The sequence below is a fragment of the Klebsiella variicola genome (assembly GCF_000828055.2).
Classification (GTDB): domain Bacteria; phylum Pseudomonadota; class Gammaproteobacteria; order Enterobacterales; family Enterobacteriaceae; genus Klebsiella; species Klebsiella variicola.
This window is the reverse complement of record NZ_CP010523.2, coordinates 1,763,283-1,785,284: the sequence shown is the minus strand read 5'-3', so window position 1 is coordinate 1,785,284 and position 22,002 is coordinate 1,763,283. Positions and strand designations below refer to the sequence as shown.

The following is a 22,002-nucleotide window of genomic DNA, read 5'->3' as shown; positions in this document are numbered from 1 at the left end:
AATGCATAGTCATTCACAGAGAATTTTTATGAACCGCGTTCAATTTAAACACCACCATCATCACCATCATCCTGACTAGTCTTTCAGGCGATGTGTGCTGGAAGACATTTGGATCTTCCAGTGGTGCATGAACGCGCAGAGAGCCCCCGGAAGATTCACTTCCGGGGGCTTTTTTTTGGACCAAATTCGGACAGATTCAGACAGGTATTCAGAGGAAAAGAACAATGTTAGACAACACCCGTTTACGCATAGCTATTCAGAAATCAGGCCGTTTAAGCGAAGATTCACGCGAATTACTCAGCCGCTGCGGCATTAAAGTCAATTTGCACACCCAGCGTCTGATTGCGCTGGCGGAAAATATGCCAATCGACATTCTGCGCGTGCGTGATGACGATATCCCGGGCCTGGTGATGGACGGTGTTGTCGACCTCGGCATTATCGGCGAAAACGTGCTGGAAGAAGAGCTGCTCAGCCGCCGCGCTCAGGGCGAAGACCCGCGCTACTTCACCCTGCGCCGTCTCGACTTCGGCGGCTGCCGCCTGTCGCTGGCGACCCCGGTGGATGAAGCCTGGAACGGCCCGGCGGCGCTGGACGGCAAACGCATCGCCACCTCTTACCCACACCTGCTGAAGCGCTACCTCGATCAAAAAGGTATCTCCTTTAAATCCTGTCTGCTGAACGGCTCCGTGGAAGTGGCGCCGCGCGCCGGCCTCGCCGACGCCATCTGCGACCTCGTCTCCACTGGCGCCACCCTGGAAGCCAACGGCCTGCGCGAAGTGGAAGTGATCTACCGCTCCAAAGCCTGCCTGATCCAGCGCGACGGCGAGATGGCCGACGCCAAACAGCAGCTGATTGACCGCCTGCTGACCCGTATTCAGGGCGTGATCCAGGCCCGCGAGTCGAAATACATCATGATGCACGCTCCGACCGAACGCCTGGAAGAAGTGGTTGCCCTGCTGCCGGGCGCCGAGCGTCCGACTATTCTGCCGCTGGCAGGCGACAAGCAGCGCGTGGCGATGCACATGGTCAGCAGCGAAACCCTGTTCTGGGAGACCATGGAAAAACTGAAAGCGCTGGGCGCCAGCTCCATTCTGGTGCTGCCGATTGAGAAGATGATGGAGTAATCGGCCAGCCGGTCACGGGACACACAGGGGAAAACAATCATGAGCTTCAACACAATCATCGACTGGAACGGCTGTAGCGCAGACCAACAGCAACAACTCTTAACGCGCCCGGCGATTTCCGCCTCCGACAGCATCAGTAAAACGGTGGCGGAGATCCTCGATAACGTCAAAGCCAACGGCGACGCGGCGCTGCGCGAATACAGCGCGAAGTTTGATAAAACCACCGTCGCCGCGCTGCAGGTGAGCGAGGCGGAGATCGCCGCCGCCGGCGAACGCCTCAGCGACGAGCTGAAGCAGGCGATGGCGGTGGCGGTGAAAAACATCGAGACCTTCCACAACGCGCAACAGCTGCAGGCGGTGGATGTCGAAACGCTGCCGGGGGTGCGCTGCCAGCAGGTCACCCGCCCTATCGCCTCCGTCGGGCTGTACATTCCGGGCGGCTCGGCGCCGCTGTTCTCCACGGTGCTGATGCTGGCAACGCCGGCGCGCATCGCCGGCTGTCAGCAGGTGGTGCTCTGCTCGCCGCCGCCGATCGCCGATGAGATCCTCTATGCCGCGCAGCTGTGCGGCGTGAAAACCATCTTTAACGTTGGCGGCGCCCAGGCCATCGCCGCCCTCGCCCTCGGGACCGAGTCGGTGCCGAAGGTGGATAAAATCTTTGGCCCGGGTAACGCTTACGTCACGGAAGCCAAACGTCAGGTCAGCCAGCGTCTGGACGGCGCAGCCATCGACATGCCGGCCGGCCCGTCGGAAGTGCTGGTGATCGCCGACAGCGGCGCCACCCCGGACTTTGTCGCTTCCGACCTGCTGTCGCAGGCGGAACACGGCCCGGACTCGCAGGTGATCCTCCTGACCCCGGACGCCGACCTCGGCAGCCGCGTCGCTGAGGCCGTCGAACGCCAGCTGGCCGCCCTGCCGCGCGCGGAAACCGCCCGCGTGGCCCTCTCCGCCAGCCGGATCATCGTGGCCCGCGACCTGGCGCAGTGCGTGGCTATCTCCAACCAGTATGGTCCGGAACACCTGATCATTCAGACCCGTCAGGCCCGCGAGCTGGTGGACAGCATCACCAGCGCCGGTTCGGTTTTCCTCGGCGACTGGTCACCGGAATCCGCGGGCGATTACGCCTCGGGCACCAACCACGTCCTGCCGACCTATGGGTATACCGCCACCTGTTCGAGCCTCGGCCTGGCCGACTTCCAGAAGCGGATGACCGTGCAGGAGCTGTCGCGCGACGGCTTTGCCGCCCTCGCCTCAACGATTGAGATCCTGGCCGCCGCCGAGCGCCTTGACGCCCACAAAAACGCCGTAACGCTGCGCGTTGCCGCCCTGAAGGAGCAAGCATGAGCATTGAAGATTTAGCCCGCGCCAACGTCCGTGCGCTGACCCCGTATCAATCCGCTCGCCGTCTGGGCGGCAAAGGCGACGTCTGGCTGAACGCCAACGAATTCCCGACCGCCGTGGCTTTCCAGCTTACCGCGCAAACGATGAACCGCTATCCGGAGCCGCAGCCGAAGGCAGTCATCGAGAGCTACGCCCGCTACGCCGACGTCAAACCGGAGCAGGTGCTGGTCAGCCGCGGCGCCGACGAAGGGATTGAGCTGCTGATCCGCGCTTTCTGTGAGCCCGGCAAAGACGCGCTACTCTACTGCCCGCCCACCTACGGCATGTACAGCGTCAGCGCCGAGACCATCGGCGTCGAATGCCGCACCGTGCCGACCCTCGCCGACTGGCAGCTCGACCTGCCGGGTATCGAGGCGCAGCTGGACGGCGTGAAGGTGGTCTTTGTCTGCAGCCCGAACAACCCGACCGGTCAGATCATCGATCCGCAGTCGATACGCGACCTGCTGGAGATGACTCGCGATAAAGCCATCGTGGTCGCCGACGAAGCCTATATTGAATTCTGCCCGCAGGCGACGCTCGCCGGCTGGCTCAGCGACTATCCGCACCTGGTGGTGCTGCGCACGCTGTCCAAAGCCTTCGCCCTTGCCGGCCTGCGCTGCGGCTTCACCCTCGCCAACGCCGAGGTGATTAACGTGCTGCTGAAAGTGATCGCTCCGTATCCGCTCTCCACGCCGGTGGCCGATATCGCCGCCCAGGCGCTGAGCGCGGAAGGCATCGCGGCGATGTGCCAGCGCGTGGCGCAGATCCTCGACGAGCGCCGCTACCTGGTGGAACAGCTGCGCGGCATCGCCTGCGTGGAGCAGGTCTTCGATTCCGAGGCGAACTACGTTCTGGCGCGGATAACCGCCTCCAGCGCAGTGTTTAAATCTTTGTGGGATCAGGGCATTATCTTACGTGACCAGAATAAACAACCTTCATTAAGCGGCTGTTTGCGTATCACTATCGGTACCCGTGCTGAGAGCCAGCGCGTGATTGACGCCTTGACTGCGGAGAATGTATGACCCAGAAGTATCTCTTTATTGACCGTGACGGCACCCTGATTTCCGAACCGCCGGTGGATTTCCAGGTGGACCGTTTCGACAAGCTGGCGTTTGAGCCGCAGGTGATCCCGGCGCTGCTGAAGCTGCAGCAGGAAGGCTATAAGCTGGTGATGATCACCAACCAGGATGGCCTGGGAACCGACAGTCTGCCGCAGGAAGCATTTGATGGCCCGCACAACCTGATGATGCAGATCTTCGCCTCGCAGGGCGTCAATTTCGAAGAGGTGCTGATTTGTCCGCACTTCCCGGGCGACAACTGCGCCTGCCGCAAACCGAAAACGCAGCTGGTGCTGCCGTGGCTGGAAGACGGCGTACTGGATAAAAGCCACAGCTATGTGATTGGCGACCGGGCCACCGACCTTGAGCTGGCGGATAACATGGGGATTACCGGCCTGCGCTATGACCGTGAGACCCTGGACTGGCCGACCATCAGCGAGCAGCTGACCCGCCGCGACCGCTATGCCCACGTCGAGCGCATCACCAAAGAGACCCAGGTGGACGTGAAGGTGTGGCTGGACCGCGAAGGCGGCAGCAAGATCCACACCGGCGTCGGCTTTTTTGACCATATGCTCGACCAAATCGCCACCCATGGCGGCTTCCGCATGGAGATCAACGTCGGCGGCGATCTGTACATCGACGATCATCACACCGTGGAAGATACCGGCCTGGCCCTCGGCGAAGCCCTGAAGCTGGCGCTTGGCGACAAGCGCGGCATCAACCGCTTCGGCTTCGTGCTGCCGATGGACGAGTGTCTCGCCCGCTGCGCGCTGGATATCTCCGGCCGTCCGCACCTGGAGTATAAGGCGGACTTCACCTATCAGCGCGTCGGCGATCTGAGCACCGAGATGGTGGAACACTTCTTCCGCTCGCTCTCTTACACCATGGCGGTGACCCTGCACCTGAAAACCAAGGGCAAGAACGATCACCACCGCGTGGAGAGCCTGTTCAAAGCCTTTGGCCGTACGCTGCGCCAGGCGATCCGCGTCCAGGGCGATGCCCTGCCGTCTTCCAAAGGGGTGCTGTGATGAATGTGGTGATCCTTGATACCGGGTGCGCCAACCTCAATTCGGTGAAATCGGCGATTGGCCGCCACGGCTATGAGCCGGTGGTCAGCCGCGATCCGGAGGTGGTATTGCGTGCCGATAAACTGTTTCTTCCCGGCGTCGGCACCGCCCAGGCGGCGATGGACCAGCTGCGCGACCGCGATCTGATCGACCTGATCAAAGCCTGTACCCAGCCGGTGCTGGGGATTTGCCTGGGCATGCAGCTGCTCGGCAAGCGCAGCGAGGAGAACAACGGCGTCGATCTGCTGGGCATTATCGAAGAAGAGGTGCCGAAGATGACCGACCACGGTCTGCCGTTGCCGCACATGGGCTGGAACCGGGTGTATGCCAAAGCAGGCGATCGTCTGTTCCGCGGCATTGAAGAAGGCGCGTATTTCTACTTCGTGCACAGCTACGCCATGCCGGTCAACCCGTATACCATCGCCCAGTGCAATTACGGCGAGGCGTTCACCGCCGCGGTGCAGAAAGATAACTTCTTTGGCGTGCAGTTCCACCCGGAGCGCTCCGGGAGCGCCGGGGCGCAGCTGCTGAAAAACTTCCTGGAGATGTGATGATTATTCCTGCTTTAGATTTAATCGACGGCACCGTCGTTCGTCTCCACCAGGGCGATTACGGCCAGCAGCGCGACTATGGCAGCGATCCGCTGCCGCGCCTGCAGTCCTATGCCGCTCAGGGGGCGGAAGTCCTGCACCTGGTCGACCTGACCGGGGCGAAGGATCCGGCGAAACGCCAGATCCCCTTGCTGAAATCGCTGGTCGCCGGCGTTGACGTCCCGGTACAGGTTGGCGGCGGCGTGCGGACCGAAGCGGATGTCGCGGCCCTGCTTGAGGCCGGCGTCGCCCGCGTGGTGGTCGGCTCCACCGCGGTGAAATCCCCGGAGGAAGTGAAAGGCTGGTTTAAACGCTTTGGCCCTGAGCGGCTGGTGCTGGCGCTCGACGTGCGCATTGACGCCGACGGCAACAAGCAGGTGGCAGTCAGCGGCTGGCAGGAAAACTCCGGCGTGACGCTGGAGGAGCTGGTGGAGAGTTATCTGCCGGTCGGCCTGCAGCATGTGCTGTGCACCGATATCTCCCGCGACGGCACCCTGGCAGGCTCTAACGTCTCGCTGTACGAGGAAGTCTGCGCCCGCTACCCGCAGGTGGCGTTTCAGTCATCCGGCGGCATCGGCGATCTCAAAGATATTGCCGCGCTGCGCGGCACCGGGGTGCGCGGCGTGATTGTCGGTCGCGCGCTGCTGGAAGGTAAATTCAACGTAACGGAGGCCATTCAATGCTGGCAAAACGGATAATCCCCTGCCTCGACGTCCGCGACGGCCAGGTAGTGAAAGGCGTGCAGTTCCGTAATCACGAGATCATTGGCGACATCGTCCCGCTGGCCAAGCGCTATGCCGACGAAGGGGCCGACGAACTGGTGTTCTATGATATCACCGCCTCCAGCGACGGTCGGGTGGTCGACAAGAGCTGGGTGTCGCGCGTGGCGGAAGTGATCGACATTCCTTTCTGCGTGGCGGGTGGGATCAAGTCGCTGGAAGACGCGGCGCAGATCCTCTCCTTCGGCGCCGATAAGATTTCGATTAACTCCCCTGCTCTCGCCGACCCGACGCTGATCACCCGCCTTGCCGACCGCTTTGGCGTGCAGTGCATTGTGGTGGGGATTGATACCTGGTTTGATGCAGAGACCGGCAAATATCACGTCAACCAGTATACCGGCGACGAGACCCGCACCCGGGTGACACAGTGGGAAACCCTCGACTGGGTGGAGGAAGTGCAGAAGCGCGGCGCGGGCGAGATCGTCCTCAATATGATGAACCAGGACGGGGTGCGCAACGGTTACGACCTGCAGCAGCTGGCGAAGGTTCGCGCGGTGTGCCATGTCCCGCTGATCGCCTCCGGCGGCGCGGGCACCATGGAACACTTCCTCGAAGCCTTCCGCGACGCCAACGTTGACGGCGCGCTGGCGGCCTCGGTATTCCACAAACAGATTATTAATATTGGCGAACTGAAAGCGTACCTGGCGGCACAGGGCGTGGAGATAAGGGTATGTTGACTGAACAGCTGGACTGGGAAAAAACGGACGGCATGATGCCGGCCATCGTGCAGCACGCCGTATCCGGCGAAGTGCTGATGCTGGGCTACATGAACAAGGAGGCGCTGGAGAAAACCGAAGCCACCGGCAAGGTCACCTTTTACTCACGCACCAAACAGCGGCTGTGGACCAAGGGTGAAACCTCGGGCAATGTCCTCAACGTAGTGAGCATCACGCCGGACTGTGATAACGATACGCTGCTGGTGCTGGTGAACCCGATCGGGCCGACCTGCCATAAAGGCACCACCAGCTGCTTCGGCGAAACCGGCCACCAGTGGCTGTTCCTCTATCAGCTGGAGCAGCTGCTGGCCGAGCGTAAGCACGCCGACCCGGAGAGCTCCTACACGGCGAAGCTGTACGCCAGCGGCACCAAGCGTATTGCGCAGAAAGTGGGGGAAGAAGGCGTCGAGACCGCGCTGGCCGCCACGGTGAACGACCGCTTCGAGCTGAAGAATGAGGCGTCGGACCTGATGTACCACCTGCTGGTGCTGCTGCAGGACCAGGGGCTGGATCTCGGGGAAGTGATTGATAATCTGAAGAGTCGTCACTAACGCGTTAACCCCCGCCGCAACGGCGGGGGTAGCAGGCCTCAGGATTTGCTTTCCAGCAGCGTAGTGTAGAGATTGACGTAAGCGTCAATCATATGGTCGGCAGTAAACATCTCTTCAAAACGACGACGCGAGTTTTCGCCATAGCGGCTGGCGGTTTCATCGTTATGCCAGAGCTCATTCATCGCCTCCACCAGCGCCTGACTGTCATTCGGCGGGATCACACAGCCATTCACTTTGTCCTGGTTAATGAACGAGGTCCCGGTGCCGATCTCGCAGGAGATCAGCGGCCTGGCGAAGCGCGCGCCTTCCAGTAACGTAATGCCAAACGCCTCGGAGCGCAGATGCGAGGGGAAGACCACGCCCCGGCAGAGCTGGAAGAGAATGTATTTATCTTCGTCGTTGAGCATGCCGGTAAACACCACATTGCTCAGCCCGCGTTGCTGCGCCTCACGCCGCACTTCCGCCTCCAGCGGCCCGCCCCCGACGATCACCACCGGCAGCCGGCTACGCTCGGCGGCATCCAGCAGAATGTGCAGCCCTTTGTAGTAGCGGAAAGCGCCAACGAAGAGGAAGAAGTTATCGCCGACGGTTTCCCGCCAGTGCGCCACCCGCTGCGGATCGTGCTGCACGTCATGCTGCTCCAGACCAAACGGGATCACCACGGTTTTATCCTGATATTTTTTCAGGGTCTGGCTGGAGGCCACGTAGTTGGGCGACGAGGCGACGATGCAGTCTACGCTGGCGAGGAATCGCTCCTGCAGCGGCTGGTACAACTTCATTAACCGTTTTTGTTTCACAATATCCGAGTGATAGGTCACCACCGTTCTGGCGTCAGGCCGCGCCGAAAGATGCAACATATCCATGAATGGAAACGGAAAATGGTAGTTGATGATGTCGTAATCATCTTTAATCTGCTTAAAACGCTTTAACGCTTTCAACGAAAACGGCGTGGAGGCAATTTCAAAAAGCTGCTTATTATAAATGACCCGATGGTCTTCGTAGGCGACAGGACCTGTCTCTTTGTCCGGGCTAAAAGTAAAAACATCGGCTGCGATTCCCCGGCGGGCGCAGCCCTGACTTAGCTGATAAATGACCTGCTCAATACCGCCGTAGGTATCGGGATAGTAGGTCTTATAGACGTGTAGAACTCTCAACTGACACCCTTAGAGTAATTTATAGGCGTTAATGGTCTGGGTCGTACAGTTCTCCCACGAAAACTGTTTCGCCTGGGCAAGACCGCGCGCGGTGGCGATTTCCCGCCAGCTATCATCCTGCAGGCTCTGCAAAATATGCGCGCTAATCGCGTCTACATCATTAGGATCGGCAACGAGGCCGGCATCGCCAACCACCTCAGGCAAAGAAGTGACATTGGAACATACTACCGGCACACCGCAAGACATCGCTTCAAGAATAGGTAAACCGAATCCCTCATAGAAGGAGGGATAAACAAAGGTTCTGGCCGCCGCGTACAGATAAGGCAGGTCTTCATCCGGGACATAGCCCAGGTAACGGATCCACCCTTCACGCGTACCGCGCTCGACTAACTGCCACAGCACATCGTCTTCCCATCCGCGATAACCGCTGAGGATCAGCGGGTAGCGCATGCGGGTCTCCATCGGCAGCAGCTGATAGGCCTGCAGCAGACCGCGGATATTTTTACGCGGCTCCATGGTGCCGATATATAACGCATACCCCTGCCACGCCAGCTGATATTTCTGCAGGACCGGCAGGCACTCCGCCGGGCTGCGCGGAATATAGTCGCTGCTGCAGGCCAGCTTGGTGGTGACGATCCGATCCGCCGGATAGTTGAACAGGCGGATGATTTCACTGCGCGAGAAGTCGGAGACGGTCAGGATCAGCTTCGCCGAATCCAGGCTCTCGTGCAGGGACTTCTCCATATAGCGAACCCGATCTTTTGGATGATATTCCGGGCAGGTAAAAATGGAGATGTCATGAAACGTGGTCACGGCGCGTTCCAGGCGATGCGGCAGATAGAAATTGGGACCATGGTAAATGTAGTCTTTGTAATCGCGCAATGCCCACGCCTGGCGCCGCGGATGCAGCAGGCGATACGCCTCAATCAGCAGCGGCTGGCGACGCAGAAACGCCGACAGACGACCATGATTGCTGGCTTTGGTATCGCTTTTATTCTCCACCTGGGGGATCTGATCGATAAACGACGCGCCGTGAAACAGCTTCAGCTCTTCGATTTCACGGGCAACCGCCAGCCGCTTAACCAGCTCCAGGGAATACCGACCGATGCCCGTTAATGGGTATTTAATTGGCTCAGTAGCAAAAATAATTTTCATAACGAACTCATCACAAGGGCCACCGGAGTAGCCCTGTTGATAGCGATTATTGCTTCGCGGCTGGCGCGATAATCGGCAGGTTTTTCAGGAGAAATTCCGCGCTCTGTTTCCAGGTTAACCAGTTGATATTTTCGGAACGAGGATGCGCGTTTTGCTCGTACAGGGCTAACCATTCTTCTACCGCCTTCGCGATATCGGACGGCGCTTCACCGGAGAAATACCAGGCATGTTCCTGAGCAATCTCTTTAAACACCGGAATGTCGCGAATAATCACTGGCAGCTTTTTCTGCGCCGCTTCAATCAATGGCAGGCCAAAGCCTTCTCCCTGCGAGGCAAAGATCAGCGCGCGTGAACGAGCGTATAGCTCGGCCAAAAACTCGTCGCTGATATTCTGCAGCCAGAACAGCTTTTTGTTCAGCTGCGGATGATGGCGTAATTTTTCGCACAAGCTGTCAACGTTCCAGCCCTGTTTGCCGACGATAAACAAGTTGTAGTCTTTGCCCTCGCGCCACAGTTCCTCGAAGGCGGCCAGCGTCTGGGCATGGCCTTTGCGCGGCTCCATGGTACCCACCATGATAAATGACGGGGCTGCAGCCATCGTTGCTAACAGCGCCTGTGCATTATCCGGCATGCCAGTGGACGGTACGCTGGCATCGAGGTCGGCTCCCAGATGGAAGTTGCTGACGGTCAGCAGCGGGTTCGGTTTCACCCAATGGCGATTTTCCGCAATCCACGCTTTCACATCCTCGGCGACGCTGGCAGAGACGCAGATCAGCCGATCGGCGTGCTCTGCGAGGCAGGACAGCCAGATCGGGAATTCACGCTGAATGCCTTCGATACTCCACTCCGGGCGGCGTAATGGCAGAATATCATGCACCACGAAGCAGGCGAACGCCCCGGCGGCGCGCATGCTGTCAATTTGCGTCACCACCTCCGGGAAGAGATGCGCGGTCAGATCGGTGGCGATAAGCACATCGTCTTTGCTGAACAGCACCGGTTCGTCAGCGCCAAATTCGCCCGGGAAATGACTGGACAGATATTGGTTGGCGTAGCGATAACACTCGCCAGGGGTGTAGTAGACAGCGGAAACCTCGTAACCCGGCACGCCAGATTTCAGTAATTCGCTGAGGATACTGCGCGAGACGCGCTGGATCCCGGTCTTCGCGTCATGTTTCGCCAGAACCGAAATGTCCACCAGCAGCTTGCGGGAATGGCGCTTAAAGCTATTGCGCGCAACCGCCCATGCCAGACCAAGACGGTCGACTTCGCTCAGCGCATCGATTTTCTGCATCGTCTGGATACGGGAGGCGGTCACGCTTTCCGCCTGCCCGGCATTCGCCTCTTGGGACGACTGCAGCAGACGAGTGAAACCCTCGATCGCCAGATGGGCGGTATTGGCCCACGAGAATTTGGCCGACTGCGCGAGAGCATGCGCTTTCAGCTCACGATAAAACGCCTCATCGGTCAGCGCCTTTTCCATGACCCGGCGAATGTCCTGCACATCATGCGGATTGAACATGGCATCTTCCCAGCCAATGACTTCCGGCAGGCTGGTAATGTTTGAACCCAGGGTCGCTGCCCCACAGCGCATCGCTTCCAGCGGCGGCAGGCCGAATCCCTCATGCAGCGACGGGAACACAAACAGTTTGCAAAGGTTGTACAAGGCAATCAGATCGTCGTCGGTCAGGAAGCCGGTAAAGATAAGCTGGCTGCGTGACAGGCCATAGCTTTCCGCCAGACGCAGAATACGCTCCAGATCTTCAGGATGCACCTTATACGCCAGCACCATCGGATAGCGCTGCTGCAGCTCGGCAGGCAGCATGCTGTAAGCATGAATAAGCGCTTCAATGTTTTTCCGCGGCTCGATCATCGCCAGCGTTAGGATAAACTCATCCGGCAGGCTGTATTTCTCTTTTAAAGACTGAATACGCTCAGCGGAATAATCGATCACCGCAAACTCTTCGCCCACCGCCGAGGAGATGTTCAGTACCCGATCGCTGGCGATGTAGGTATATTCGATCACTTCCTGAGCTGCCGACTGCGAAATAGCGAAGATCGCATCTGCCCGCTCAAATTCCGCCAGCTTGTTCATATAAAACTCACGGAAATTCGGATCGCCGAGGTAACGCTCTTTATTTAACAACGGGATCAGATCGTGGCATACACACACCGTCTTCCAGGGCACATTATCCGCCGGAATAGACACGGTATAACTATCCCCATGGCCTTCGAAGAAGCTAATAACATAGACGATATCAGGCGCGATATTGGCGATAGCGATATCGCGGGCCGCCTGGGCTGCCTTGCTACGACCGTGGTTTTCGATGTTGCAATAGGCCGTTGGCGCAACGGCTGAGAAGATGAACATATCTTCATCCGTCAGCAGGTCCCGATAGGCCATTTTGACATCATTGATATTATCAATGGGGTACATACCATTGATCAAAATACTGACGCGATGCTCACCGGCATTTTCAATAATGGCGCGGCTCATGGCCAGGGTACTGCGACCAATACCGCGGAATTTACTTTCCGACTGGTAACCCTGGACATCAATCAAAATATGCAAGTTAATCTCCTTATTTATTTTTCGTTAGTTTGAGATAAATTTCATAAACCTCCGGAGGTAAAAGCTCCGGATGCATCACTTGCAGTTCAGTCTGCGATAAAATCTGCGCATCAGCCTGATACTGACTGTGCGGCAGTGGATTCATACGACGATACAAACGATAGGCCGGCTGATAAAGGCCCAGCTTATGTAAACCATTTACCGCGGTATGTTTTACCTGCGGATGTTTTCTCATAAACGAGAAAACAAACCGCAGGACGCGCTTAATAAAATGTTTACACCGCTGCACGAAACCATACTGCCTCAGCAAATGGATCTGCAGGCCCAGATAACGATAACCTTTGGTCATTCTCCAGGAACGGCTGCGATGGATTTTTTCGATTTCATGGCGAAGCTGCTGGTTTTCGTTGCTTAAATGGTGGATCTCCCGGTTAGCGGCTTCCAGTCGCTGCAGTAGCTCAGCGGTTTCAGGGGGCAACTCGGGCTGAACGTCAGCCTGGGCGTGCGCTTGTGCCGACTGCAACAGCGCCGCCAGCTGCTCCATATTCTCACCAAGCCAGGCGAGTTCATGGCTGACTTCCACAGGTTGTTGAGCTTTCTCGACTAACGCATCCTGAGCGGCCTGCAGCTGAGCCATCTGCTCTTCCAGGGTATGGATTTGGCCGCGCAACGCCTCCGAGCCGGCGCTTTCATGACGCACCCGGGACTGGAGCTCCAGCAGCACCGTCTCCTGAGCGATGATCCACTGTTCCGTCGCCCCGCGCTGCTGTTCAGCTGAAGGCAGCTTCGCTTTCTTCTCGAACAGCGCCAACAGCAGGGCAAAGTTCCAGCGTTCAACCGGCTCCTGCCAGACCGCATACAGCCAGTTAGACCACGGCTGGGGCAGATTAAACGGATGAACAGGCGCCGAGCGCCAGAAACCAGTCCAGCTTTTGTTTTCGGCAAACAGCTCATTCACAAACACGAAGAACGACTGGACAAGGTTCGTCGGCCAGCTGCAGTCCTGCGGCGTGGTAACGATAGAGCCGAAGTCGATTAAGCGGGCATGCTGTCGGGCATCGACCATCACGTTCCACGGGCGTACATCGTCATGCCAGAACCCTTGTTTCTCCAGCGCCGCTAAGGAACGAAGCAAGCTACCGAGGATTTTTTCACGATCGATCTCCTCCCCGGCTGCCAGCATATCGCTCAGCAAACGACCCGGGAGTTTTTCCATCACCAGCCAGCCAGACTGAGCATTTTCGCCGTGGGCCAGTAATGCGTGCGCGTCAAAGCCCGCTGGCGGTTGCGCCAGGAACTTTATTTCATTATGCAGTTCATGTTTATTACGCTGGCTCTCTTCCGCCGTCAGGATGCCGTGGGGCATGTCGTAATAGAAAAACTTGCATACATAATCTTCGCCAAAGAAGTAGCGACGGCTGCGCTTATGCGCGAGGCCGGCCCCGGCATAGGGCTGATTCTGCCAGTGCTGGAACGGCTGATTAAAATCGTTGATCAGCACCCGGTGGTTGCTGACCAGGTACATCGGGCGCGGTACGGGGGATAAATGGGTGTCAAACTCACCGATCAGGCGATAAAACGCGCACTGCTCAATCAGTTCGCGCGGGTCGTCCGGCTGAGAAACGCCCCAGTAAAGCGGTTCTTCTTTCACCGCCAGCTCAAGGATCACCGCCTGGGTGACATCGGCCAGGCGCGAGAGCAGACGTTTAACTTCATCGATACCATGAAGGTGAACAATATGGTGAAACACGCTTAAGCCAATGGCCAGATCAAACTCGCCCTCTTCCAGCGCGGCGATCACCTCTTCAATTCTGCCTACCCGGAACTCGGCGGCAAAATCGGGGTTCTCTTCGGCCAGCGCGCGGCACACGTTAATATTTTCCTGCTGGAAATCGATACCAACGATAGTCGCGCCTTTGCTTGCCAGACTCAGGCTAAAAAAGCCCTGCGCGCAGCCCAGATCGAGAACGTTAAGCGGGCGCCCCAGCGCACGGGATAAGTTATCGTACTGTTCGGTAATCAAATCGAGGCGTTGATTACAATCACGAGCGGCGTCGCCATCCCATTCGGGATGGCCAAAAATAGTTTGATAAATCTCAGGTAATTCGCTAACCAGCGTGTTTAAGTCTTTAGTCATGGAATCGTTTTTCTCAACGTCATTGGTAGCTAGTAAAGGACGACTTAAGATCGATGACACCCCAGAAATCCATGCTCTTGGTCACATGTAAAATAATGGAGTCGTAACGTCTGTCCAGCGGCGTCATATCCGTCTGTGGGTTGCCGGCAGAGATACCAAATGACAGCAGGTAATCGCCACTGTTTAAATCAACCGGAAGGCTAAATTTAAAGACCCGAACATCGCCGCGGGAAACCGAAATATTTTCCCGCCCTTCAGAGGCGAGGAAAGAGTTGGTTCCGTAGAGGAATAAGCCATCGAGGGTCTTAATCAGGATGCCTGGCACCACGCAATCAAAATCGTATTCAAACACGACCTTCATCAGAAAATCGGTCTGCTGATTGCCCGTCAGTGAGGGAGGAAAATCAACCCCGGCGCTCTGGATATGATAATCGATGATTTTCGCGCCACCCTGCCCCCAGCGATATTCTTCCGGACGGTAGCCTGGGCGCGTGTGGTACACATCTTCAATCTCATCGAGAGACATCTGGCTTTCGCCACTGGCTGACGAGATAGCCGTTGCGCTTTTTGTCGCGCTGTCTTTATCCGGTTTGCCAAACAGCTCATCCAGGTAACGGTTGGTCACGTCGCGGGCGGTGCCGTCCATGCAGATGTCACCATTTTTGAGGAAAATGGCGCGGTCGCAGTGCTTGACGATATCCCCGGCGCTGTGGGAAACCAGCAGCAGCGTGGTCCCCTGCTTTTTGAAGTCCGCGATGCGAGCATAGCATTTCGCCTGAAAACGGGAGTCACCCACGGAGAGCGCTTCATCGACGATCAGAATATCCGGCCGGGAGGCCGTGGCGACAGCGAACGCCAGGCGCATTTGCATGCCGCTGGAATAGATGCGCACGGGTTCTTCAATGTAGTCGCCAATATCGGCGAAGGCTTCGATCTCCGGCATTAAGCGCTCGATCTCTTCCCGGCCCAGGCCCATCATCAGCCCGGACATATACACGTTCTGCCGGCCGGTAAAGTCAGGATGGAAGCCCATGCCCAGCTCCAGCAGCGCGGCGACGCGCCCCTGGATTTCAATGCTGCCTTTGGTGGGCTGAGTGGTGCCAGTCAGCAGCTTCAGTAACGTACTTTTACCTGCGCCGTTCACCCCAACAATGCCGACCGCTTCACCGGGTTCAATGCTGAAATTGATATCTTTCAATACCCATTTCTTGCTGTGCCGCGGTTTATCGCCCGGCAGTAGTTTCTCAATGACCCGGTTCCATTTAGATGGATAATATTTATACGCCTTGCCGACGTGCTGAACTTTGATACTCATGATTAAATCTCGTCCACAATATCAGCGGCATGTTTTTTAAATAAACGCCAGGCAAATAAAAACAGAATGACCGACACCACTGTGACCGGAAGCAGCGCCATCCAGTTAGGGCTCTGGTGATAGAGCATCACGTTCTGGTAGGAACCGATAATGGTCGCCATCGGGTTATACGCCAGCAGACCTGATACCCATTCCGGCAGCGTTTTGGATACGTAAACAATCGGCGTAAACCAGAACCAAAACTGCAGCAGGATATTGACGAACTGCCCGACGTCGCGGACAAAAACGTTCAGCACCCCGAGGATAATCCCCAGGCCAAGAGTAAACAGCATCTGGACGATCAGCACCGGAATGATTTCAAAGAAAATCATGCCCGGGAAATTGCCCGTGACGATCAGAAACAGTACAAACAGACCAAAAATGATCAGGAAGTTAATGAACGCCGAGGCGGTGACAATGATCGGTAAACAGATCCGCGGAAAGCTCAGTTTCTTGAGGATATTGGCATTGGTCAGAAAAACGTTGACCAGATTGCCGAGCGTTTCCGTAAACAACCCCCAGGTTAATACCCCGGAACAGAGGTAGATACTGTAGGCAAAAGGACCATCCATGCCCGCCAGGCGGGCACGCATTAACTCTGAAAAAATTAATGTATAGACGGAAATCATGGCGATCGGCTGTAAGATCAGCCATGCCGCGCCTAAAAAACTGGTCTGGTAACGGGACTGAAAGTCCCGTTTAACGCTGTCAATAATAAAGCCACGGTAGCGATAGATCGCTGAAAACATAGGACTCAAAGCGATTCCTCTTTTAACAGGTTGAGCAGCTCGGCGGTTTTCTCATTCATTAACGCCGTATCCGCTCTGGACTCAACGTTCAGACGCACCACCGGCTCGGTATTGGACGTGCGCAGGTTAAAGCGCCACTCAGGGTATTCAATACTGATACCGTCCGTTGTGTCGATGTGTGCGGCCGCCGGCTCATACTGCGCCCGGATGCGCGCTATCGCCTCCGCCGCATTCCCCAGCTTGCGGTTGATCTCCCCCGACGCCGGGAACGCCGCCTGGCGGTCCGCCACCAGCGATTTCAGCGAGCTGTTCTTCAGGCACAGCAGCTCCGCCACCAGCAGCCACGGGATCATCCCGCTGTCGCAGTAGGCGAAGTCGCGGAAGTAATGGTGCGCACTCATCTCCCCGCCGTAGATGGCGTCTTCCTGGCGCATCCGCTCCTTGATGAACGCATGCCCCGTCTTCGACATCACCGGCTGGCCGCCGCTGCGGGTCACGATGTCCACCGTGTTCCACGTCAGACGCGGGTCGTGAATGATTTTCGCCCCCGGCTGCTTCTGCAGGAACGCTTCCGCCAGCAGGCCGACAATGTAGTACCCCTCGATAAACGACGCCTCGTCATCGAACAGGAAGCAGCGGTCGAAGTCGCCGTCAAAGGCGATACCCATGTCCGCCTGATGCGCACGCACCGCGTCGGCGGTGTCCTGGCGGCACTCCGGCAGCAGCGGGTTCGGGATACCGTTCGGGAAATGGCCGTCCGGCTGGTGATGCACCTTGATAAAGGTCACCGGCGCCCCGGCCGCCGCAAAGCGTTTCTCCACCTCATCAATCACATGCCCCGCCGCCCCGTTGCCGGAGTTCACCACCAGCTTCAGCGGACGGGTGAAGTTCGCCAGGTCCACGTAGCCCATCAGGTGGTCGACGTACTCCTTCAGCACCGATATCTGGCGCAGGGTTCCGCGACGCGCCGGGTCCACCGGCGGGAACTGGTTCTCCTCCGCCAGGCGCTGGATATCCCGCAGGCCGGTGTCGCCGCTGATGGGCTTCGCGTTCTCGCGCACCAGCTTCATGCCGTTGTAGTTCATCGGGTTATGGCTCGCCGTCACCTCGATGCCGCCGTCCACCCCGAGGTGGAAGGTGGCAAAGTAAATCTCTTCGGTGCCGCTCAGGCCGATATCCAGCACGTCGGTGCCGGCGTCCATCAGCCCGCGGGCCAGCGCCAGCTTCAGCGACTCGCTGGTGAGGCGCACATCGCCCCCCACCACTATCTTCCCGGGTTTCAGAAATTCGCCGTAGGCGCGGCCGATACGGTAGGCGATGTCCTCGTTCAGTTCCTCGCCCAGTTCACCACGGATGTCATAAGCCTTAAAGCATGTTAACTGTGTCATTCTGCGTTTTGTCCCGAAAAAATTAGCAACGACCATACTGGTCTTTAATACGAATAATGTCGTCCTCGCCGAGGTACGACCCCGACTGGATCTCCAGCACTTCCAGCGGAATACGGCCCGGGTTTTCCAGGCTGTGCTCGGCGCCAATCGGAATAAAGGTGGACTGGTTCTCGGTCAGCAGGAACTGCTTGCCGTTGACCGTCACCTGGCCGGTGCCGGCGAGAATGACCCAGTGCTCGGCGCGGTGGTGGTGCATCTGCATCGAGAAGGCGCCGCCCGGTTTCACGGTGATGCGGTTGACGTTGAAGCGCGGGGTCTGGACCACCACGTCGCAGCGGCCCCAGGGACGGTAAATCTCGCGGTGGCGCTTGTACTCGCTGCGCTGGTTCTGCTTGAGGAACTCGACCGCCTTCTTCACGTCCTGGGAACGCTCACGGTTCATCACCAGCACGGCGTCCTTGGTGCTGACAATCACCAGGTTCTCCACGCCGATGGCCGCCACCAGCTTCTCGTCGCTGTTGATGTAGCAGTTTTCGCTGTTGTGCACCCACGCGTCACCGCTGAGGACATTGCCCTGCTCGTCTTTCGGGCTGACCTCCCACAGGGCGGACCAGGAGCCAACGTCGCTCCAGTCGGCATCGAGACCGACCACCACCGCGTCGGCGGTTTTCTCCATCACCGCGTAGTCCACGGACTCGTCCGGGCACTCGCAGAAAATGTCATGCGGAATGCTGATGAAGTCGCTGCCGTTGTCGGCGGCATTGACCGCGGCCTGGCAGGCTTCGAGGATATCCGGGCGGAATTTGGCCAGCTCGGAGAGGTATTTTTTGGCGCGGAACATAAACATGCCGCTGTTCCAGTAGTACTCCCCGGAGGCGAGGTAGGCCTCGGCGCGCTCGCGGTCCGGCTTCTCCACGAAGCGGGCCACCTGGTACGGGGTGTGGGCGCTGTCGGTGAGGGCCACGCCGCGCTGGATGTAGCCGTAGCCGGTTTCCGGGGCGTTCGGCACGATACCGAAGGTGACCAGATGGCCTTCATCGGCATACTGCTCGGCGACGCGGATGGCGTCGTGGAAGACCGGCTGGTTATTGATGATATGGTCGGCGGCGAGGACCAGCATCAGCGGGTCGTCGCCGTGACGGGTGGCCTGAAGAGCCGCCAGGGCGATGGCCGGGGCGGTGTTGCGCCCGACCGGCTCAAGAATAATGTTGTTCGACAGCTTGTTGAGCTGGCGCAGCTGTTCGGCCACCAGGAAGCGGTGCTCTTCGTTACAGATGACCATCGGTTCATGGATTTCAAGGCCCGAGAGTCGGGTGATGGTTTCCTGCAGCATGGAGTTCTGCCCGTACAGCCGGAGGAACTGTTTCGGGTAAAGCTCGCGAGACATCGGCCAGAGACGACTGCCGGTACCACCAGCCATAATTACAGGAAGTAACATAATGAAATCCTTAAATAAATAATTGCTTTATTTTACTATCAATCAATCGACCGTCAGGTGGCGTGGCCTTTTTGAGGCACGCTACCGCCATTGGCTGTCGCAACCAAAATGCGTACTGCTCCCGTGCTCCAGGCTAAGCGCCACCCTCTTTCGCTTCAGGCTGTCGGCAGATCGTTCAGTCAGCGGCTACAATGACAGCCTGGCGGAACGCGTGTCCTGAAAACCTAAAAGCAGAGATATACCTTCAGGCATATCTCTGCTTTTAACATGCATCTTCCCTCACCTGGCCGCCAAACGCACCACACTTTCCGCATTTGCCGCCGGGTTAACCATCAGGACTTTCTCATTTACGCAGGGCAAAACACATGCCCTTACCGCCACCGAAAAAAGCGCAACGGGCGCCCAGCCGATGCTGGCAACCGTCAGAAAGGAGCGTTTACGACGTGGGGAAAGATAAGAAGAGACATCGCCTTCGCCGCCAGGGAGACCACGCGCATTCAGGCTTGATGGCCCTGCGCACACAACAACGGCGCTATGTTCCGATAGGTGGGATAAACGACTCATGCCTCTACACTGCACATTCCACAAAGAAAATCGTGCGCAGATTATAGCGCTGGTCGGCGGGAATAAAAATAAAAAAGCCTACTGATTAATGGATTACTCAAATGACACACATCATAAACATTCATTAAACAAGCAAAAAAAGAGCAATTTGTTGATATCCATGAAGAAAAGAAAGCCATCATTGCGCGCTTTTAGCCCGTTTGATAAATAAACCGGGCACAAAAAATATAACTTTAAACAAACTTATGCCGGGCTCAATGGGTATTTGTTGCCTTTGTGTTTAGCCACAAATCGCTAAACCGCTGACAAGTCACAAGGTTATTATTCGGATGCTAACAGTCAAATAAGAAACGTTGTTATTTATCACCTTTTGCCACGGTTATTTTGCCAGAAAAAACGTCCTTCACCTCACGTCTGGCGGAGATGACGCGGCAAAGCAAGTGATCCCAACCGCAAGCCAGTGTAAAATCGGCACTTATGTAGAACGGGATATCCACACCCCGGAGGAAAAATATGAAGTTTTTGGTCACTGGTGCCGCAGGTTTTATCGGCTTTCATATCGCGCAGCGCCTGCTGAATGAAGGGCATGATGTTGTCGGGATCGACAACATGAACGACTATTATGACGTCAGCCTGAAGCAGGCCCGTCTGGATCGCCTGGCATCTCCGGCATTCCATTTCCAGCAGCTGGATCTGGCCGACCGGGAAGGTATGGCAAAGCTGTTCGCCGTAGAGCAATTTGATCGAGTGATCCACCTGGCGGCTCAGGCCGGTGTGCGTTACTCGCTGGAAAATCCGTATGCCTATGCGGACGCTAACCTGATGGGTTATCTGAACATTCTGGAAGGCTGCCGCCATACCAAAGTGAAACACCTGGTGTACGCCTCCTCCAGCTCGGTTTACGGCCTCAACCGTAAAATGCCGTTCTCCACCGAAGATTCCGTCGATCATCCGGTCTCCCTGTATGCCGCTACCAAGAAAGCCAATGAGCTGATGGCGCATACCTATTCCCATCTGTACAGCATCCCGACCACCGGGCTGCGCTTCTTTACGGTCTATGGCCCCTGGGGCCGCCCGGATATGGCGCTGTTCAAGTTCACGAAAGCGATGCTGGAAGGAAAAAGTATTGACGTCTACAACTACGGCAAAATGAAGCGCGACTTTACCTATATCGACGACATCGTCGAGGCGGTGGTGCGCGTTCAGGATGTGATCCCGCAGGCTAATGCCGACTGGACCGTTGAGAGCGGTTCCCCGGCCACCAGTTCCGCGCCATATCGGGTCTATAACATTGGCAACAGCTCGCCGGTGGAACTGATGGACTACATCACCGCCCTGGAAGAGGCGCTGGGGATGGAAGCGAAGAAGAATATGATGCCGATCCAGCCGGGCGATGTGCTGGACACCAGCGCAGACACCCAACCGCTATATGACCTGGTGGGTTTCAAGCCGCAGACGTCAGTGAAGGAAGGCGTGAAGAACTTTGTCGAGTGGTATAAGGATTACTATCAGATCTAATCCCCTGCCCTGCCGCAATCGTCAGGTTGCGGCAACCTCTTCTATGGAACCTCCGTTATCCTGACTATATGTCGACGGAATGCACATTCATTGTTTTATATATAATATTTTGTGCTATAGACAGATTTTTTGCCTTTTTTCTCGCACGCCTGAAACCAGTTTCATCCAGCCTTTTTCAAAAAAGCAAATATCCGCGCGCCAGGCACTCAAACTTTTCTGTCATCCATCCCAATTTGGTGAGTGGAAACAGCATTATATGCTGATTGAGCAAAAACATTACTCTCTGTAGGAATTTTCCTAAATCCAGGATATGTTAGAGCAAGCCATGCAACAGAACAAAACTGGTGCATTGCTTATCAAACTAATAATTCAATCAACATACGCTCTGTGGTAGATATTATGGAAAACCTATTTTTCTTAGTGGTGGCTGCCATACTACTTGCTGTTTCCGTTTATTTCTTGATTTCTTATTTAAAAGACAGAAAGAAAACGAAACTGACGTTTAATAAACGCAAGTGGTAAGGACCGCTCCGTATTGCAATTAGATTAAGATAACATTAAGAGATAAAAAAATGATATTACAGAATGAGCGTTCATTCTGCGTTTTGGCGTGGCATTAAGGCAAGAAAAAATAGTGTTAATCGCGCCCTGTTCATCATATTTCCATAGGGCATAAATAACAAAAGCCTGCGTTGCAGGCTTTGTTTTACC

At 56.7% G+C, this 22,002-nt stretch carries 19 protein-coding genes and 1 other annotated feature; of the genes, 11 read left to right on the top strand and 8 right to left on the bottom strand.

Annotated elements, in window-relative coordinates; all coding sequences use genetic code 11:
• The first annotated feature begins 28 nt into the window (after positions 1 to 28).
• The 9 genes from hisL (at position 29) to hisIE (ending at position 7,265) form a co-directional block, all read left to right on the top strand.
• Entirely contained in the window at positions 29 to 79 is a 51-nt protein-coding gene (gene hisL, locus SP68_RS27770; RefSeq protein WP_004899375.1) for a his operon leader peptide, read from the top strand.
• Positions 55 to 177 (top strand) — a sequence feature (His leader region). Its footprint overlaps the gene before it by 25 nt.
• A 47-nt stretch (positions 178 to 224) precedes the next feature.
• Entirely contained in the window at positions 225 to 1,124 is a 900-nt protein-coding gene (gene hisG, locus SP68_RS08350; protein WP_002912152.1) for an ATP phosphoribosyltransferase, read from the top strand.
• A gap of 39 nt (positions 1,125 to 1,163) precedes the next feature.
• On the top strand, positions 1,164 to 2,468 hold the full coding sequence (gene hisD, locus SP68_RS08345) for a histidinol dehydrogenase (RefSeq protein ID WP_008804115.1): 1,305 nt from the start codon (positions 1,164 to 1,166) through the stop codon (positions 2,466 to 2,468).
• On the top strand, positions 2,465 to 3,526 hold the full coding sequence (gene hisC / locus SP68_RS08340; protein WP_040968716.1) for a histidinol-phosphate transaminase: 1,062 nt from the start codon (positions 2,465 to 2,467) through the stop codon (positions 3,524 to 3,526). The genes hisD and hisC overlap by 4 nt, the downstream gene beginning before the upstream one ends.
• Positions 3,523 to 4,590, top strand: a complete 1,068-nt coding sequence (gene hisB / locus SP68_RS08335; protein ID WP_008804114.1) for a bifunctional histidinol-phosphatase/imidazoleglycerol-phosphate dehydratase HisB — start codon at positions 3,523 to 3,525, stop codon at positions 4,588 to 4,590. The genes hisC and hisB overlap by 4 nt, the downstream gene beginning before the upstream one ends.
• Complete coding sequence (gene hisH, locus SP68_RS08330; RefSeq protein ID WP_008804113.1) at positions 4,590 to 5,180, top strand: imidazole glycerol phosphate synthase subunit HisH; 591 nt, start codon at positions 4,590 to 4,592, stop codon at positions 5,178 to 5,180. Before hisB ends, hisH begins: the two co-directional genes overlap by 1 nt.
• Positions 5,180 to 5,917, top strand: a complete 738-nt coding sequence (gene hisA, locus SP68_RS08325; RefSeq protein WP_004152515.1) for a 1-(5-phosphoribosyl)-5-[(5-phosphoribosylamino)methylideneamino]imidazole-4-carboxamide isomerase — start codon at positions 5,180 to 5,182, stop codon at positions 5,915 to 5,917. Before hisH ends, hisA begins: the two co-directional genes overlap by 1 nt.
• On the top strand, positions 5,899 to 6,675 hold the full coding sequence (gene hisF / locus SP68_RS08320; RefSeq protein ID WP_008804112.1) for an imidazole glycerol phosphate synthase subunit HisF: 777 nt from the start codon (positions 5,899 to 5,901) through the stop codon (positions 6,673 to 6,675). Before hisA ends, hisF begins: the two co-directional genes overlap by 19 nt.
• Positions 6,669 to 7,265 (top strand): bifunctional phosphoribosyl-AMP cyclohydrolase/phosphoribosyl-ATP diphosphatase HisIE, encoded by a 597-nt coding sequence (gene hisIE, locus SP68_RS08315; protein ID WP_008804111.1) that lies wholly within the window; start codon positions 6,669 to 6,671, stop codon positions 7,263 to 7,265. Before hisF ends, hisIE begins: the two co-directional genes overlap by 7 nt.
• 38 nt (positions 7,266 to 7,303) lie before the next feature.
• On the opposite strand, the gene wbdC is transcribed toward hisIE, so the two are convergent.
• Genes wbdC through SP68_RS08275 form a run of 8 tightly spaced genes read right to left on the bottom strand, consistent with a single transcriptional unit; the run spans position 7,304 to position 19,209 of the window.
• The gene (wbdC, locus tag SP68_RS08310; protein ID WP_004184789.1) at positions 7,304 to 8,419 is read right to left on the bottom strand and encodes an N-acetyl-alpha-D-glucosaminyl-diphospho-ditrans,octacis-undecaprenol 3-alpha-mannosyltransferase WbdC; all 1,116 of its coding nucleotides are present in this window, start codon (positions 8,417 to 8,419) and stop codon (positions 7,304 to 7,306) included.
• A 9-nt stretch (positions 8,420 to 8,428) separates the two neighbouring features.
• Complete coding sequence (locus SP68_RS08305; RefSeq protein WP_008804110.1) at positions 8,429 to 9,574, bottom strand: glycosyltransferase family 4 protein; 1,146 nt, start codon at positions 9,572 to 9,574, stop codon at positions 8,429 to 8,431.
• A 46-nt stretch (positions 9,575 to 9,620) separates the two neighbouring features.
• Entirely contained in the window at positions 9,621 to 12,143 is a 2,523-nt protein-coding gene (wbdA, locus tag SP68_RS08300; protein WP_040968717.1) for a polymannosyl GlcNAc-diphospho-ditrans,octacis-undecaprenol 2,3-alpha-mannosylpolymerase WbdA, read from the bottom strand.
• A gap of 10 nt (positions 12,144 to 12,153) precedes the next feature.
• A complete protein-coding gene (locus tag SP68_RS08295; protein WP_040968718.1) occupies positions 12,154 to 14,280 on the bottom strand; it encodes a class I SAM-dependent methyltransferase in 2,127 nt (708 codons plus the stop codon).
• Between the two features lie 19 nt (positions 14,281 to 14,299).
• Positions 14,300 to 15,595, bottom strand: coding sequence for an O9 family O-antigen export ABC transporter ATP-binding subunit (gene wzt / locus SP68_RS08290; RefSeq protein WP_012541096.1), 1,296 nt, complete (start codon positions 15,593 to 15,595; stop codon positions 14,300 to 14,302).
• A gap of 2 nt (positions 15,596 to 15,597) precedes the next feature.
• On the bottom strand, positions 15,598 to 16,383 hold the full coding sequence (gene wzm / locus SP68_RS08285; protein WP_012541095.1) for an O9 family O-antigen export ABC transporter permease subunit: 786 nt from the start codon (positions 16,381 to 16,383) through the stop codon (positions 15,598 to 15,600).
• 5 nt (positions 16,384 to 16,388) lie between these two features.
• A complete protein-coding gene (gene rfbK / locus SP68_RS08280; RefSeq protein WP_012967600.1) occupies positions 16,389 to 17,771 on the bottom strand; it encodes an O9 family phosphomannomutase RfbK in 1,383 nt (460 codons plus the stop codon).
• A 22-nt stretch (positions 17,772 to 17,793) separates the two neighbouring features.
• Positions 17,794 to 19,209 carry a mannose-1-phosphate guanylyltransferase/mannose-6-phosphate isomerase gene (locus tag SP68_RS08275; protein ID WP_012967599.1) on the bottom strand — a complete coding sequence of 472 codons (1,416 nt, stop codon included), beginning with the start codon at positions 19,207 to 19,209 and terminating at the stop codon, positions 17,794 to 17,796.
• 1,077 nt (positions 19,210 to 20,286) lie between these two features.
• Here SP68_RS08275 and SP68_RS08270 point away from each other — a divergent pair.
• Together SP68_RS08270 and SP68_RS27765 are read left to right on the top strand one after the other, a co-directional pair.
• A complete protein-coding gene (locus SP68_RS08270; protein ID WP_040968719.1) occupies positions 20,287 to 21,291 on the top strand; it encodes an NAD-dependent epimerase in 1,005 nt (334 codons plus the stop codon).
• Between the two features lie 399 nt (positions 21,292 to 21,690).
• Complete coding sequence (locus tag SP68_RS27765) at positions 21,691 to 21,813, top strand: small membrane protein (protein ID WP_004144151.1); 123 nt, start codon at positions 21,691 to 21,693, stop codon at positions 21,811 to 21,813.
• Positions 21,814 to 22,002: the final 189 nt, after the last annotated feature.